Origin of the sequence: Streptomyces ovatisporus, assembly GCF_042653885.1 — a bacterium.
In the GTDB taxonomy this organism is placed as follows: domain Bacteria; phylum Actinomycetota; class Actinomycetes; order Streptomycetales; family Streptomycetaceae; genus Streptomyces; species Streptomyces ovatisporus.
The window spans coordinates 172,895-186,944 of sequence record NZ_JBHSFH010000010.1 but is presented as its reverse complement, the minus strand read 5'-3'; the positions used below and the strand labels follow the sequence as shown (position 1 = coordinate 186,944).

At 70.3% G+C, this 14,050-nt stretch carries 14 protein-coding genes; 11 read left to right on the top strand and 3 right to left on the bottom strand.

What is annotated here, in order from left to right:
* Positions 1–183 precede the first annotated feature (183 nt).
* From ACFPA8_RS18560 to ACFPA8_RS18550, 3 genes are all read left to right on the top strand, one after another.
* Positions 184–438: a DUF6332 family protein gene (locus ACFPA8_RS18560; protein WP_386449884.1), complete on the top strand. Its 255-nt coding sequence runs from the start codon at positions 184–186 to the stop codon at positions 436–438.
* 720 nt (positions 439–1,158) lie between these two features.
* On the top strand, positions 1,159–2,628 hold the full coding sequence (locus ACFPA8_RS18555; protein WP_386449882.1) for an amino acid permease: 1,470 nt from the start codon (positions 1,159–1,161) through the stop codon (positions 2,626–2,628).
* Between the two features lie 230 nt (positions 2,629–2,858).
* Complete coding sequence (locus ACFPA8_RS18550; RefSeq protein WP_386449880.1) at positions 2,859–3,278, top strand: PPOX class F420-dependent oxidoreductase; 420 nt, start codon at positions 2,859–2,861, stop codon at positions 3,276–3,278.
* Positions 3,279–3,420: 142 nt separating this feature from the next.
* On the opposite strand, the gene ACFPA8_RS18545 is transcribed toward ACFPA8_RS18550, so the two are convergent.
* Positions 3,421–4,131, bottom strand: coding sequence for a GntR family transcriptional regulator (locus ACFPA8_RS18545; RefSeq protein ID WP_386449878.1), 711 nt, complete (start codon positions 4,129–4,131; stop codon positions 3,421–3,423).
* Between the two features lie 122 nt (positions 4,132–4,253).
* Here ACFPA8_RS18545 and ACFPA8_RS18540 point away from each other — a divergent pair, with 122 nt between their 5' ends.
* From ACFPA8_RS18540 to ACFPA8_RS18515, 6 genes are all read left to right on the top strand, one after another.
* Entirely contained in the window at positions 4,254–5,717 is a 1,464-nt protein-coding gene (locus ACFPA8_RS18540; protein ID WP_386449876.1) for an Nramp family divalent metal transporter, read from the top strand.
* Positions 5,714–6,160 carry a hypothetical protein gene (locus ACFPA8_RS18535; RefSeq protein ID WP_386449875.1) on the top strand — a complete coding sequence of 149 codons (447 nt, stop codon included), beginning with the start codon at positions 5,714–5,716 and terminating at the stop codon, positions 6,158–6,160. Before ACFPA8_RS18540 ends, ACFPA8_RS18535 begins: the two co-directional genes overlap by 4 nt.
* Positions 6,161–6,431: 271 nt before the next feature.
* Positions 6,432–7,892, top strand: a complete 1,461-nt coding sequence (locus ACFPA8_RS18530) for an amino acid permease (protein WP_386449873.1) — start codon at positions 6,432–6,434, stop codon at positions 7,890–7,892.
* 229 nt (positions 7,893–8,121) lie between these two features.
* The gene (locus ACFPA8_RS18525) at positions 8,122–8,880 is read left to right on the top strand and encodes a hypothetical protein (RefSeq protein ID WP_386449871.1); all 759 of its coding nucleotides are present in this window, start codon (positions 8,122–8,124) and stop codon (positions 8,878–8,880) included.
* Positions 8,877–9,560 carry a DUF4166 domain-containing protein gene (locus tag ACFPA8_RS18520; RefSeq protein ID WP_386449869.1) on the top strand — a complete coding sequence of 228 codons (684 nt, stop codon included), beginning with the start codon at positions 8,877–8,879 and terminating at the stop codon, positions 9,558–9,560. The genes ACFPA8_RS18525 and ACFPA8_RS18520 overlap by 4 nt, the downstream gene beginning before the upstream one ends.
* Entirely contained in the window at positions 9,557–10,201 is a 645-nt protein-coding gene (locus ACFPA8_RS18515; RefSeq protein WP_386449867.1) for a TetR/AcrR family transcriptional regulator, read from the top strand. Before ACFPA8_RS18520 ends, ACFPA8_RS18515 begins: the two co-directional genes overlap by 4 nt.
* Before the next feature lie 19 nt (positions 10,202–10,220).
* Here the strand turns inward: ACFPA8_RS18515 and ACFPA8_RS18510 are convergent, their stop codons facing one another.
* Together ACFPA8_RS18510 and ACFPA8_RS18505 are read right to left on the bottom strand one after the other, a co-directional pair.
* Positions 10,221–11,072 carry a cytochrome c biogenesis CcdA family protein gene (locus tag ACFPA8_RS18510; protein WP_386449865.1) on the bottom strand — a complete coding sequence of 284 codons (852 nt, stop codon included), beginning with the start codon at positions 11,070–11,072 and terminating at the stop codon, positions 10,221–10,223.
* A 15-nt stretch (positions 11,073–11,087) separates the two neighbouring features.
* Complete coding sequence (locus ACFPA8_RS18505; RefSeq protein WP_386449864.1) at positions 11,088–11,699, bottom strand: redoxin family protein; 612 nt, start codon at positions 11,697–11,699, stop codon at positions 11,088–11,090.
* 692 nt (positions 11,700–12,391) lie between these two features.
* On the opposite strand from ACFPA8_RS18505, the gene ACFPA8_RS18500 reads away from it, so the two are divergent.
* Together ACFPA8_RS18500 and ACFPA8_RS18495 are read left to right on the top strand one after the other, a co-directional pair.
* Positions 12,392–12,739 carry a MerR family transcriptional regulator gene (locus ACFPA8_RS18500; RefSeq protein WP_386449862.1) on the top strand — a complete coding sequence of 116 codons (348 nt, stop codon included), beginning with the start codon at positions 12,392–12,394 and terminating at the stop codon, positions 12,737–12,739.
* A gap of 159 nt (positions 12,740–12,898) precedes the next feature.
* Positions 12,899–14,029, top strand: coding sequence for a CapA family protein (locus ACFPA8_RS18495; RefSeq protein ID WP_386449860.1), 1,131 nt, complete (start codon positions 12,899–12,901; stop codon positions 14,027–14,029).
* Positions 14,030–14,050: the final 21 nt, after the last annotated feature.

Here is a 14,050-nt window from a genome sequence, read left to right as displayed (position 1 = left end):
CGTCGGTGAACTTCGGATCACGTGCGGGAGCAGGGAGCTTGCGACGCGTTCGGCGGCTCGGCGGACCGGCCTTGTGACCCGGGCCGGCCCCGTTCCGTGGGCGTGAGCCCTTCTCCTCGGACACCGGCCACTTGACGTTCGGCTCGGGCGCCCCTGTCTTGACCGTGGTGTGAGACTTGCAGCATGGACATGGGGCGTGAGTCGCGGTGGGACAAGGACGCGATGACGGTAGAGATCGTTTTCGCCCTGGTGACCGCCGCCGTCCTGGCCGCAGTGGTCTTCGGCGCCGTTCTGGCTCTCACATGGGCGCTCGGCGTGTCCGGTTCAGCGGACAAGGGCGTGTCGGTGGCAGGTGCACTGCTCGGAGCGGCTGCCGGATTGTGGCGCCTGGTACGGGTGCTGCGTCGATTCGACGAGCAGCGCCGAAGGGGCAACTGACTGCGGGTCTGCGGGTTTTCCGCCCGAGGCCGGCGGCCTGCCGGCGGGAATCGTTCAGCGGCCGGTAGCGGATCTCTTCGGCGTCGTCCGTCTCGTTCCGTGATCACGGCAGCGGTTCATGGTGCACAGCAGCAGCGGCAGCCCGGCGTCTGTGAACGGGAAGGAAAGCCTGCGTGAGCATCGTGATGCGGGGGAATCAGGAGATCACCTCACCGGCAGGAATCCGTCCGCAGCGGGACGGGCCCGGGCCGCCTGCCTTCCCCGGCCCCGGGGGCGCCGTGGACCGACGGTGTTTGCGGAAATACCGTGCGTAATGCTTTCCCTCAGGCGTCGCCCGAATCCTCGTGAAGCATGGCGCGGTGCCGTCCGGCGGTCCCTCAAATGTTCCTCAACTCGAACCTCAACAGCGGCTCAAGTTCTCAACGGCTTCCTTAATCCACCCTCAAATCGCGGTAATGGGCGGCTCATGGGCGGAGGGGATATTGAACCTCTGTGCCGAGTTTGGGCCGCTCTATACGTGAAGCCGGTCACATCCCCCCGGTGTATCCGCCTCCCGGCGTCGTGATAAATCTTCACGATCTCCTGCACGGCTCCCCTCCTGCCGTGCAGGAGTCCCAGTGCTGGCGGATTGCCAACCAGTACCTCCATTCATTCCCGGGAGTACCGGATCCGGCCCGACCGTAAAGGCACGGCCGGACGTGGAGAAAGGCACGGACGTAAATGGTCTCGGTGGAAACCAGGCAGCCCGACGACGTCGGCGGTCCCGCAGGAAACGGACCCGACGAGGAATACGAGCGCGGGCTCGGCCCGCGTCAGGTCCAGATGATCGCGATCGGCGGCGCCATCGGGGTCGGTCTGTTCATGGGGGCGGGGGCGAACATCGCCAAGGCGGGCCCCAGCATCATCCTCATGTACGCGACGGCGGGCGTCGTCGTCTTCCTCATCATGCGCGCCCTCGGCGAACTCCTCCTCTACCGGCCCGTGACCGGCAGCTTCGCGGAGTACGCCCGCGAATTCCTCGGCCCGTTCTTCGGGTTCGCGACCGGCTGGACGTACTGGCTCCTCTGGGTCGTCACGGGGATGGCCGAGCTGACCGCGGCGGCCATCTACATCCATTTCTGGTTCCCCGCGATACCGCAGTGGATCAGCGCCCTGGCGTTCCTGGTGGTGCTTTTCGGGGTCAACCTCATCTCGGTGAAGATATTCGGCGAGGTCGAGTTCTGGTTCTCGATGGTCAAGGTGACGGCCATCATCGGTATGATCGTGATCGGGCTGGGAGTTCTCACTCTTGGTTTCTCGGAGGTCGGCGACAGTGCGTCGGCAACGAATCTCTACGCCCACGACGGCTTCTTCCCGAACGGAATCGGCTCCAGTCTGATGACGCTTCAGGGCGTGATGTTCGCCTATCTCGCCGTCGAACTCGTCGGCGTGACGGCGGGGGAGTCCGAGAATCCGGAGAAGACCCTCCCCAAGGCCATCAACACCCTTCCCTGGCGGATCATCTTCTTCTACGTGGGTGCGCTGACCGTGATCCTCGCGGTGGTGAAGTGGACGGAATTCTCCGAGGGCGAGAGCCCTTTCGTGCGGGCTTTCTCCGAGATGGGCATTCCGCTCGCCGCGGGCATCGTCAACTTCGTCGTGCTGACGGCGGCCCTGTCGTCCTGCAACTCCGGCATGTACTCGACGGGCCGCATGCTGCGTGACCTGGCGTCGAACAAGCAGGCGCCGAAGGTCTTCGGACGGCTCAACTCCCGCAAGTCGCCCGCCGTCGGCATCACGGCTTCGGCCGCCCTGATGGGCATCGGCGTCGTCCTCAACTACCTGGTGCCGGAGAAGGCGTTCGGCTATGTCACTTCCGTGGCGACAGCGGCAGGTATCTGGACCTGGATGATGATTCTCTGCAGCCACATCCGGTATCGCATCGCGCTGAACGCGGGCCGCCTGCCGCGCTCCCCGTTCCCGGCGCCGGGCGGTGCCGTGGCGAGCGCAGTCGCCCTGCTCTTCCTGTTCATGGTGACGGGCCTGATCGCATACGACTCGGAGGCGCGGATCTCCCTCTACGTCGGGGCCGTCTGGGCCGTCTTCCTGCTCGGCGGCTGGATCAAGGTGAGGAACACCGGCGGGGCGGCTCCACAGCGGCTGAAGGACGGAATCGCGGAGAGCGCGGAGAGCGTGCCCGTTCGCGAATAGCCGGACGGGACAGCTCACCGGAAGCCCACGGACCGTGACTCCAAAGGGGGTAGTCACGGTCCGTGCCCGTGCCCTCCCGCCTGAACGGGCCGCCGCAGGGTACGCGTGGCGCGTGGTCCGCCAGGACCTGCCGGAAACGCCCGGCAGGCCCGGAGAGCGGGCCCGGAGAGACGGGTCCGGAGAGCGGGCCCGGAGAGACAGGCACAGAGCAACAGGCAGAGGAGCGCCGGATGTCGAAACCACCGCTTCCCGACGACGCAGTCGCCATGCTGAAGAAGGCCAACCCGGCGGTCGTCACCACACTGCGTTCCGACGGCCGTCCGGTGTCGACGGCCACCTGGTACCTGTGGGAGGACGGACGGATCCTGGTCAACATGGACGAGGGCCGCAAGCGGCTGCGGCACATGCGGGACGACCCCCGCGTGACGCTCACGGTCCTCGACGAGGCGAACTGGTACACGCACATCAGCATCGTCGGCCGTGTGACCGAGATCCGGGACGACGAGAACCTGGCCGACATCGACCGGCTGGCGCGCCAGTACCTCGGGAAGCAGTATCCGCAGCGCGACCGCCGTCGCTTCAGCGCCTGGATCGAGATCGACCGGTGGCACGGCTGGGGCTCCCTGAAGGACAACAGCCAGCCCGGATGACGACGTTCGGACGTACGAGCGCGGGCTCGAACCCGAGCGCGAGTGCGCGCCCGCGGATGCGTCGCTGCGGGCAGCCAGCCGCTCGCCGGGGCCCCGGGCCGCCCCGAGCCGTCCGGCTCGGAGTGGCCCGGGACAAGCCGGCTCAGCTGCGGGGCTCCTCCGAGACTCCCCGCAGCCGGCCGTAGTAGGCCGTCTCCAGATGGTGGCGCATCGCCGCCTCCGCCGCCCCGGAGTCGGATCTGAGGACGGCGTCCGTGATCGCCCGGTGCTCCTCCAGCGTCTGCTGCCCGATGCCGCGGTCGTAGTAGAGCCGGAAGATGTGCAGGTGGCAGTGCGTGCGCTCGAACGCGAGGCGCACCTGTGCGCTGCCCGCCAACTCGGCGACCAGCACGTGGAATCGGGTGTCGTGCGCGGTCAGTGCCTTGTAGGCGTCGTACGTCGCGTCGCGGGGCGTGGCACAGGACTCCATCTCCGCCCGCAGCAGCGCCCGGCCCGCCTCGTCCGCGCGCTCGGCCGCACGCGCCGCCGCCCACGGTTCGATGAGCAGCCGGAACTGGTAGAGGTCGGCGAGCTGTTCACGGTCGAGCAGCGGCGTCGTGCGGTAGCCGCGCAGGGGTTCCTTCACCACCAGCGCCGCCGACTCCAGCCGGGCGAGCGCTTCGCGTACGGGCGTGGGGGAGACGCCCAGCTGGCGGGCGAGGCCGTCGATGGAGACGCGGGCGCCGGGCTCGATGGCGTGGTCCATGATCAGCGTCTTGATCGCCTCGTGGACGTCGTCGGCCAGCATCGGGCGCCGTGGCAAGGGAGTTGGCGATGCGGTGACGTTCGCGGCGTCCGTCTGCGGCCGGTCCATGGCTCCCCCTGCAACTCCTGATGCCGAAAACGAGGACTGTCCAGCCTCTTGACGTGCGAGCTCATGCGCTCGACTATGCGTACGGCCTACCGGAAGTATCCTATAGGATATGCGGGAATGACATGAGCACTGAAGAATCCGGCCGTATCGAGGACGCCGCTCTGCGGCTGCCGGAGCCGCCGACAGGGCTGCGACAACGGCGAGTCACTCTCGTCACGGCGCTGAAGTTCTTCGGCCCCGGCGCGATCATCGCCTCCCTGACCATCGGCAGCGGCGAATCGATCCTCGCCTCCCGCGAGGGCGCCGTCTTCGGCTACGCCGTGCTGTGGGCCGTGTTGGTCGGTTCGGTCGCCAAGGGCGCCCTCGTCTACGCGTCCAACCGGCACATCACCCTGACCGGCGAGCACCCCATGGCGAGATTCGCCAAGGTGCTGCCGGGCCCACGGGGCTGGTTCCCCGTGCTGCTCGCGCTGATCTGCCTGATGTCGTTCCCGGGCTGGGCGAGCGGCGTCGCCGTCGCGCTCGGCGACTTCCTGGAGTCGATGGGAGCGGGCGACGGGACCTTCTTCGCGGCCGGTCTGCTGCTCTTCGGTGCGCTCCTGTCGTGGGTCGGCGGGTACACCGTGCTGGAGAAGGTGCAGGTCGCCATCGCCGGTCTGATGGTGGTGCTCGTGCTGATCGCCGTCTTCGTCGCACAGCCCGACTGGCTCGGCGTACTCGGCGGCCTGGTGCCGGGCGACTTCGACTACGCCCCGTTCGTGGCCGACAAGTACCCCGACATCGTCTCGACTTCGGTCTGGGTCGAACTGGTCGTCTTCATGGGCGGCCTCGGCGGCGGCATGTACGACTACATCGGCTACACCGGCATGCTGCGCGAGAAGAAGTGGGGCATGCTCGGCCACCGCGAGATCGACGCGATAGGCGACCGGCTCGCCGCGATGGAGGCCCGCGACCGCATACCGCTCTCCACGGAACCCGGGGAAGTGGCGAAGGCCCGAGCCTGGAGCCGCGCCCCGCTGTTCGACATGCTGGCCGCCTTCCTCGCCCTCGGCATCATCGCCGCGGCATTCATGATCAACGGCGCGGCGATACTCGGTGAGAAGCAGCAGGTGCCCGAGGGCAACGACGTGCTGACCCACCAGTCGCAGTTCCTCGCCTCGGTCGCCCCGATGTTCGAGTACTTCTACGCCGTCGCCATCGTGATGGTCCTCTTCGGCACCATCTACGCGGTGTGGGAGGCGTACTCGTGGACCACGTACGAGAGCCTGGCGGCCGTGTCGAAGAAGGTCCGCACCCGCGGCCAGCGGGGCATCCGGCCCTTCGTCTACGCGTGGACCGGCATCGGCGCGCTGCTGATGATCGCCTCCGGTGCCAGCTTCGTCGACCTGATCACCCCCGCCTCCATCGTCGGCGGCGTCTTCGCCTGCGGCATCTACGGCGCGGGACTCCTCTACGTCGACAAGGTCAACATGCCGCAGGAGTACCGGATGTCGACGCTGCTGCGCGCCTTGGTCGCCGCCGGCTCGGTCTTCCTCACCGTGTGCGGAGTGATCGCGATGCTCTCCTACGCGGAGGTCATCTCGTGACCGGGCAGGTGCACTGGCGTTACGCCGTCCTCGGCGCGGGCTTCCTCGGGCTCGCCGCCGTACGGACGGCGCAGGGCGCGACCGTCTGGGGGGTGGTCTTCCTCGCCGCCGCCGCCGTCAACGCATGGCTGGCCGTGCACGAGGCGAGGACCGCCGCCGGGCGAGCCGCGTCGGCCGGCCCGCCGGACGCGGCAGCCCCGCAGTCCGCCGCCCTCGGTGTCGAAGCAGCGGAGGCCGACCGCTCCCTGGACGGCTACCGCACCTCGAGAGGGCAGTGGAAGGTGCTCGCCGGGGCCTGCCTCCTGGTCGGTACGGGCCTGCTGCTGGTGGAGCCCCTGCTGGCCGTCTTCGCGGGCGGCGCCGCGCTGTTCGCGGTGCAGCGGGCCCGCCGGGCCGGAGTCGCGGTCGCGACGCTCCAGCGGGCCCGCCTCGTACGGGAGTGAGGCACCGGGCACGGCCCCGGGCGCACACACCCTGACGGGGGATCGCCGCATGGTGCGACCGAAGTCACGGGCATCATCCCGCTGCTCCCGGGCAGACGGGCGTGCGGCAGCGTGATCGACGCCCGTGCGGCCGCAACGCAGCCGTTCCGTGGAACTGAGCGGGAGCTGAACGGGAACCGAGCGGCGTGACGGGCGTCCCGGCGGCGTCCGCGCCGGCACGCTCAGCGTGACTCCGACAGCGCCGGGACCCCGGGCAGAACGAGAAAGGCCGATGGACGTACTGCGCAGGATGCCGGTCGACGACGTACTCGACCGGAGCCGACAGAACACTCTGAAACGCACCCTGTCGGCGACGGCGCTGGCAGGTTTCGGCGTCGGAGTGATCATCGGAACCGGAATCTTCACTCTGGTCGGCGTGGAGGCGAAGCAGCACGCCGGTCCGGCGGTCGTCGTCTCCTTCGTCATCGCCGGTGCCGTCGCAGCCCTGGCGGCGCTGTGCTACGCCGAACTCGCCTCCGCCGTCCCCACGGCGGGCAGCGCCTACACCTACGCGTTCGCCACACTCGGGGAACTCTTCGCCTGGATCATCGGCTGGGACCTGCTGCTGGAATTCGCGCTCGGGGCCGCGGTCGTCTCCCGCAGCTGGTCCGGCTACGTCGCCAACCTCCTCAACCTGCCCGCGGAATGGTTCGGTGAGCAGGCCACGGTCAACATCGGGGCGGTCGTCATCATCGCCGTGCTCACCGTGGTCGCGGTCACGGGCATCCGCGGGTCCTCGCGCGTCACCAACGCGCTCGTCGTCGTCAAGGTCTCGGTGTGCGTGCTGATCGTCGTCGCGGGGCTCTTCTTCGTACGCGGCGCCAACCTCGACCCCTTCGTCCCGCCTGCCAGGCCCGCGGAGTCCAGTGCGAGCATCGTCGACCAGCCCCTGATCCAGGCCGTCGCGGGACTGGAGCAGTCGGTCTTCGGCATCGGCGGTGTACTCACCGCGGCAGCCGTCGTCTTCTTCGCCTACACCGGATTCGAGGCGCTGGCCAACCTCGGCGAGGAGACGAAGAACCCGAAGCGCGACCTGCCGCGCGGTCTGATCGGCAGCCTCGCCGTCTGCACCGTCCTGTACGTCGCCGTCTCCTTCGTGCTCAACGCGATGGTCGACTACCGGGAGATCGACGAGGGCGCGCCCATCTCGGCGGCGTTCCAGTCGGCAGGCGCCCCCTGGGTGGGTGTGCTCGTCGGACTGGGCGCCATCAGCGGACTGACGTCCGTGATGATGGTCGAACTCGTCACTCTCGGCCGTATCGGCTTCGCGATGAGCCGCGACGGTCTGCTGCCGCGCCGGTTCTCCGAGGTCCACCCCCGCTGGGGCACTCCGCACCGCATGACGATCGCGATCGCTGTCCTGATCATGGTGTTTGCCGGGTTCGTGCCGATCTCCGAACTCGCCGACATGGTCAGCATCGGTGCCCTCTCGGGCTTCCTGATCGTCGCTCTGGCCGTGCCGCTGCTGCGCCGCAGGAGGCCCGAGCTGGAGCGGCCCTTCCGGGTTCCGCTGTCGCCGTGGCTGCCGGTCGTCACCGCCCTCGCCTGCCTCTACCTGATGTCGAACCTCGACGTCTTCACCTGGCTGCGCTTCGCGGTGTGGCTGGCCCTGGGCCTGGCGATCTACTTCTTCTACGGGCGGCGCCACTCCGTCCTCGCCGCACCGGCGAAGGGGAACCGCCCCGAGAACTGACGGCCGGGCCGGGCGAATTCCGCACCGCGCCGCACCGCACCGCCCGGCGCCGCACCGCGGCAGGAGCCGCCGGCCGCACCGGAACCCCGTGGGGGGACGGGCCGTCGGCGGCCCCTCCCCTTTTCTCTCACGCTCTGCGACTGACGCCCGCCGTGCGCCCGGTCTTGAGCGAGTGCTCAATTCCCGTGTAGTTTGAGCAGACGCTCAAATCGATGGGAAGGGGGCTCCGATGCGGCTGTACGTCGAGGCGCGCATCCGGGCCGGTACCGGAACGGTGTGGGACCGCAGCCAGTCCCCGGAACTGCACCAGCGCTGGGACCTGCGGTTCGGGGAGATCGAGCTGCTTCCGGGCGAGCCGGGTGCGCCGCGGCGCTTCCGCTACGCCACACGCGTCCTGCCGGGACTCACCGTCTCCGGCACCGGCATCTCGGCCGGGGAGCAGAACCGGCCGGGCGGCACCCGCACCTCCGCCCTCCGCTTCGCGTCCGCCCACCCGCTCTCGTTCATCGAGGAGGGCCGTGGCTACTGGCGGTACGTCCCCGACGGCGACGCGCTCCGTTTCCTGACCGGCTACGACTACCGGCCACGCTGGGGGCGCTTCGGCCGGGTCGCCGACCGGCTCGTCCTCCGGCCGCTCATGGGCTGGGCGACGGCCTGGTCCTTCGACCGGCTGCGCCTGTGGTGCGAACACGGAATCACGCCCGAGCGGTCGATGCGGTACGCCCTCGCGGAGGTGTCCGTACGCCTCGCCGCCGTCCTCGGCACGACGTCCCTCGCCTTCACCGGCACCCTGCCCGGACCGGCGGCGGCACACGCCGTTCCGGCCGTGCTCGCCGCCGTCGCGCTCGCGTCGCTGCTGCCGCCGTCGCGCCGCACTCCTGCCGCTCGCCGCTGCCTGCGCCGCCCGCCGGCGCGCTCCGCGGGCACGGCGGACCGAGCGAGCACAGCCGCCCCCACCGCCCTCCTCACGGCACTGGAGAAGCCATGACCAGCATCTTCCAACAGGCTCTCGGCGCCGCCGACTTCGCGCGTCTCCACCCCGAGATCCGGCGGCGCTTCTCCGTCGGTCTCGGCAGCGGCAGGGCGTGCATCGGCCGGGGCAGGATGGACCGCATCTGGCACGGACGTGGCTTCGTCCGCCCGTTCCTGGCGCTGGGCGGCAGCCGCAACATCCTGGTGCCGGAGGCCGGCCGGGACATCCCCTTCACCATCGAGAACTTCCCCTACCGGGACTCCTACGGGCGCGAGACCGTCACCTTCGTGCGGACCTTCGAATTCCCGCGCCGCGCACGCCGTTTCGACGCCACCATGGTCCACAGCGCGGAGCGCGGCTGCATCGTCGACTACCTCGGCACCCACCAGCACCTGGCCACGGACCTGCACCTCGAAGTGGACGGTGCCGGCGCCCTCGTCATCCGCTCCGGCGAACACCGCTTCCGGGAGGGGCCCGTGGACGTCCGCGTACCGGAACTCCTCGCGGGCGATGCCGTGGTGCGCGAGTCCTACGACGAGAAGGCCGGCCGGTTCCGTATCCAAGTGCACGTCGGCAACCGCCGGTTCGGCCCGCTCTTCGGCTACGAGGGCTCGTTCGCGGCCGAGTACGCGGACGTCACTGAGCGGGGCGTCCGCGCCGGGCTGCGGCCCCTGCGCGAGGAGGCGCGGGCGTGAGCGAGGAGACGCGCGGGAAACTGCTCGCGGGGGCGCTGCGCACGGTCGTCGAGCAGGGGATCGCCAAGACCTCCGCACGCACCATCGCGGCCGCGGCCGGGGTGAACCAGGCCCTGGTCTTCTACCACTTCGGCAGTGTCGACGAACTCCTCGCCGCAGCTTGCCGGTTCGGCGCGGAGCAGCGGGTCGCGCTCTACCGCAAGCGATTCGCCGCGGTGGGCAGTCTGGCCGAACTCCTGGAACTCGGCCGGGAGTTGCACGCGCAGGAGCGCGCCGGCGGTCACGTGGCCGTCCTCGCCCAGCTGCTGGCCGGCGCCCAGACCCATCCACGGCTCGCTCCGGCGACGGCCGCCGGACTCGCCCTGTGGATCGAAGAGATCGAGCGGGTGCTCACACGCGTACTCGCGGGGTCACCCGTCGCCGAGTTCACGGACGCCGCCGGGCTCGCCCGCGCGCTCGCGTCGGCCTTCGTCGGGCTGGAGCTCTACGAAGGCGTGGACCCGCGGGGCGCGGCCGGGGCTCTGGACGCGCTGGAGCAACTGGCCGGCCTGGCCGAGGTCCTGGAGGAGCTGGGCCCGGTCGCCCAGCGCGCCGTACGGGCCCGGCTCCGGCGTGGCGCGGCGAAGCGCGGGGAGCGCTGAGGCCCACCGGATGCGGGTGTCACCGGCCCGAGCGCCGCGGCCGGTACCTCAGCACGAGCACGGCCGCGCCCAGCAGAACGACGAACACCACCCCGATCACCGGCATTCCGAGCTGTTCCAGGCCGTTCGCGAGCGACCTCTGGAGGGTCCCGGCGGTGTCGACCACCGGGTCGGCGGTGTCTCCTCCGCCGAACACGCGGATCTCGTACCAGCCGTAGTAGGCGGTGTACGCGCCGACGAGGAGCAGCAGGCCGCCGCCGAGCCGGGAGGCGACCGCCCCCAGCCCGCGCAGCCGGCCCACCGTGGCGGTGCGCGTCAGCGCCACGGCCACTGCCGCGGCGCCGACGATCGCGCCCATCCCGGCCGCGTACGCACCGAAGAGCAGCAGCCCTTGACCGGTGGACCCGCTGCGGAACGCGGAGACCACGATCGCGAGGAACGGTGCGATGGTGCAGCCGAGCGAGGCGACGGCGTATGCCCCGCCGAACAGCGCCATGGACGGAAGTGAGCGGCTCACACCGGGGGCGCGGCGCAACTTGGGTGCGAGCGACGGCAGTTCACGCCCCGCGAGGAGCCAGGCCCCGGCGCCCGCGAGGACGAGCCCGAAGAAGACGGTGAACCACGGCAGATGCTGCTGCACCTGGCTCGCCACAGGTGCCACCACGAGTCCGAAGACGCCGAAGACACCGGCGAACCCCAGGGTCATGGCGACGGTCGCCGCCACCGCCCTGCCGAGGGCCGCCCCCCTGGTGGGGGAGTCCTCACCCAGTACGAGGAGTGAGAGGTACGCCGGCAGGAGCGCGAAGCCGCAGGGATTCACCGCCGCGAGCATGCCCGCGGTCAGCGCGAGGGCGAGGGGGAGATCGGTCATCGGCGGCCGGCGGCGTCAGCCGGCGAGGCCGGAGACGAGCTTGTCCAGTTCACTGGGTCCCGTGGGGGCGCCGGCGTGCACCTTCTTGCCCTTCTCGTCGAGCATGACGTACGAACTCTGCTGCGCGATTCCGAACTTCTTCCAGACGCTGCCCTTCTGGTCGTTCAGGTGCGGGAAGTTGCCGACCTTCTGGGAGCTGACGAAGCCGCGGATGGGCTCGGTCTTGTCCAGCCCGGCGATGCCGACGAAGTTCACCTTGCCCTTGTACTTGTCGGCGAGCTTCGCCGTCTGCGCGGCCTGGCCCTTGCACGTACCGCACCAGGGCGCCCAGAACCACAGCACGGCCGGCTTGCCGGCGAGCGTCTTGCCCTTGAAGGACTTCCCGTCGACGGTCGATCCGGCGAACTGGAGAGTGGCCGGGGCGCCGTCGGGCGCCTTCTCTCCCGGTGCGACGCCCTCCGGCGCGTCCTTCTCCGGCGCTCCGGCGTCGGTCTCCTCGGCCGGCTTCTCCGGCTTCGCCTTGTCCGCCGGGGCGGGGCCGTCGTCCCCCGAGCCGCAGCCGGTCACGGCGAGGGTGCCCGTGAGGAGCAGGGCGGTGAGGACGGCACGAGTTCGAGCGGCACGCATCATCTGGTCCCTCGGTGGGTGAGTCGGGGTCCTCACGCTAGGTTGCCGCGGCCGGCGGCGGTGGGGTTTTAGCAGCGGCTGAGCAATCCCGTGACGGCTCCGCCCCTCCCGCACCCGCGTCCCCGGCCGCCGAAAGGGGCGGCCGCGGTGCGGCGCCGCGCCAGGTCAGCGGCCACGGACTTACCTCCCCCGCACGGAGGCGGAAATCTACAGCGGCGAAGATAGACATTGCCGCACCGCAGGGGTAGAGTTCCTGCTGTCGTCGAAGGAGTCAGAGAGCGTGGCAGAGGACGAACTGCCACGAGCAGTGAACGGTGCGGCAGTGGAACGACGGAGCCGGCACGAGATCCCCCGGGGCTCCGCCGTTGGTTGCCGCACTGGGCGGCCTGGAGAGGCTGCCGTGCATCCCTGTTGTCCGAGCAGTACCCGTTCGAAGAAGATCAACAAAGGAGAGAGGAGTCAGACGCCATCGGGATCGCCCGGGAAAGTTCGCTGAGCGCCCGGGTACCGCAGACCCCGGATTGGAAGGTGGTCCTCGGTCCAGCAACCGCGATCCCCGCATTCCGGCCGTCCGGCCTGTATGCGGTAACTCAAGAGCCGGCTCGCACAGCCGGCAGATGGTGTTGAAACCCCTCGGGGCCCCGGTGCCGTTCGGCACCGGGGCCCCTCGACGCGTCCAGGAAGAGGTGCAAGTGCCCGCAGAGAATCCCTCGCAGTTCACCGACCGTCTCGATGACGACGACTATCCCGCCTACACCATGGGCCGTGCCGCGGAGATGATCGGGGCCACCCCCGCCTTCCTCCGCGCCCTCGGCGACGCCCGTCTGGTCGTCCCCCTGCGTTCCGAGGGCGGCCACCGCCGGTACTCCCGCCATCAGCTGCGGCTCGCCGCCCGTGCCCGGGAACTCGTCGACAACGGCACCCCGATCGAGGCGGCCTGCCGCATCATCGCCCTGGAGGACCAGCTCGAGGAGGCCCACCGCGTCAACGACGAGCTGCGCCGCTCGGAGGACGGCCCGGCGCAGGCCGCTGCCTCCTGACGCGGCGGGGCACGGGTCCGCGTCCGCCTTCGCCTCCGGCATCCGTGCACGGGACACCCCCACGGGCCTGCGCCGGGCCGTGGAACTGCCGGGAAATCCTGTTCGGGCACCGGCCGCCTGGAACCCCGAAGGTGACCACCGGCCGCATATATTGCGGCGATGAGTGGTGAATCGGTGACTTTGTCCCTGTGCGGTGACGTGATGCTCGGCCGCGGCGTCGACCAGATCCTGCCCCACCCCGGGCGTCCCGAGCTGCGGGAGGGCCACACCCGGCACGCGGGCGACTACGTCCGCCTCGCGGAGGCGCGCAGCGGCCCGGTCCCCGCTCCGGCCGGCTTCCTCTGGCCCTGGGGGGACGCCTTGCAGACGCTGGACGCGTTCTGTCCCGACGTCCGGGTGGTGAACCTGGAGACCAGCGTGACGTCCAGCGAGGCGTTCGCCCCCGGCAAGGGCATCCACTACCGGATGGCCCCTGCCAACGTGCCCTGCCTCGCGGCCGCCCGTCCGGACGTGTGCGTGCTGGCCAACAACCACGTGATGGACTTCGGCGTACCCGGTCTGGAGGAGACGCTCGACGTCCTCGCCGGTGCCGGGCTGCGAACGGCGGGGGCGGGACGGGACCTGGAGCAGGCGCGGAGTCCCGCCGTGGTGCCGCTCGCAGGCGGCGGACGGCGGCGCCGGGTGCTGACCTTCGCGATGGGCACCCCGTCGAGCGGAGTCCCCGGCTCCTGGGCGGCGACGGAGGACCGGCCGGGCGTCGACCTCGTGGCCGTCCTGTCGGACAGCTCGGCCGCCGAAGTGTCGCGCCGCGTACGGAGGTTGAGGCGTCCCGGCGACGTCGTGGTCGTCTCTGTGCACTGGGGCTCCAACTGGGGTTACGAAGTGCCCCACGAGCAGACCCGGTTCGCGCACGCGCTCATCGACGGCGGCGGTGTGGACGTCGTGCACGGCCACTCCTCGCACCACCCCCGTCCCGTCGAGGTCTACCGGGGCAAGCTCGTGCTCTACGGCTGCGGCGACTTCATCGACGACTACGAGGGCATCTCGGGCTTCGAGCAGTACCGGGACGACCTGCGGCTGCTGTACCTCGCCACGGTCGAGGCGGAGACGGGCCGGCTGGCACGGCTGCGCGCGGCGCCCTTCCGGGCGAGCCGGCTGCGGCTGCACCACGCTCCCGCGGCGGACGTCGAATGGCTGCGTGCCGTACTCGGGGACATCAGCCGTGACTTCGGCGTCCGGGTCACGGCGGACGAGGACGCCGTGCTCACCCTGGAGGCGGCTCACCGGTGACGCGCCGGAGTGCCGCGCCCA

Coding starts and splice junctions, on each gene's coding strand:
- ACFPA8_RS18560 (WP_386449884.1), top strand. CDS start 184: ATGGACATGGGGCGTGAGTCGCGGTGGGACAAGGACGCGATGACGGTA.
- ACFPA8_RS18555 (WP_386449882.1), top strand. CDS start 1,159: ATGGTCTCGGTGGAAACCAGGCAGCCCGACGACGTCGGCGGTCCCGCA.
- ACFPA8_RS18550 (WP_386449880.1), top strand. CDS start 2,859: ATGTCGAAACCACCGCTTCCCGACGACGCAGTCGCCATGCTGAAGAAG.
- ACFPA8_RS18545 (WP_386449878.1), bottom strand. CDS start 4,131: ATGGACCGGCCGCAGACGGACGCCGCGAACGTCACCGCATCGCCAACT.
- ACFPA8_RS18540 (WP_386449876.1), top strand. CDS start 4,254: ATGAGCACTGAAGAATCCGGCCGTATCGAGGACGCCGCTCTGCGGCTG.
- ACFPA8_RS18530 (WP_386449873.1), top strand. CDS start 6,432: ATGGACGTACTGCGCAGGATGCCGGTCGACGACGTACTCGACCGGAGC.
- ACFPA8_RS18525 (WP_386449871.1), top strand. CDS start 8,122: ATGCGGCTGTACGTCGAGGCGCGCATCCGGGCCGGTACCGGAACGGTG.
- ACFPA8_RS18520 (WP_386449869.1), top strand. CDS start 8,877: ATGACCAGCATCTTCCAACAGGCTCTCGGCGCCGCCGACTTCGCGCGT.
- ACFPA8_RS18510 (WP_386449865.1), bottom strand. CDS start 11,072: ATGACCGATCTCCCCCTCGCCCTCGCGCTGACCGCGGGCATGCTCGCG.
- ACFPA8_RS18505 (WP_386449864.1), bottom strand. CDS start 11,699: ATGCGTGCCGCTCGAACTCGTGCCGTCCTCACCGCCCTGCTCCTCACG.
- ACFPA8_RS18495 (WP_386449860.1), top strand. CDS start 12,899: ATGAGTGGTGAATCGGTGACTTTGTCCCTGTGCGGTGACGTGATGCTC.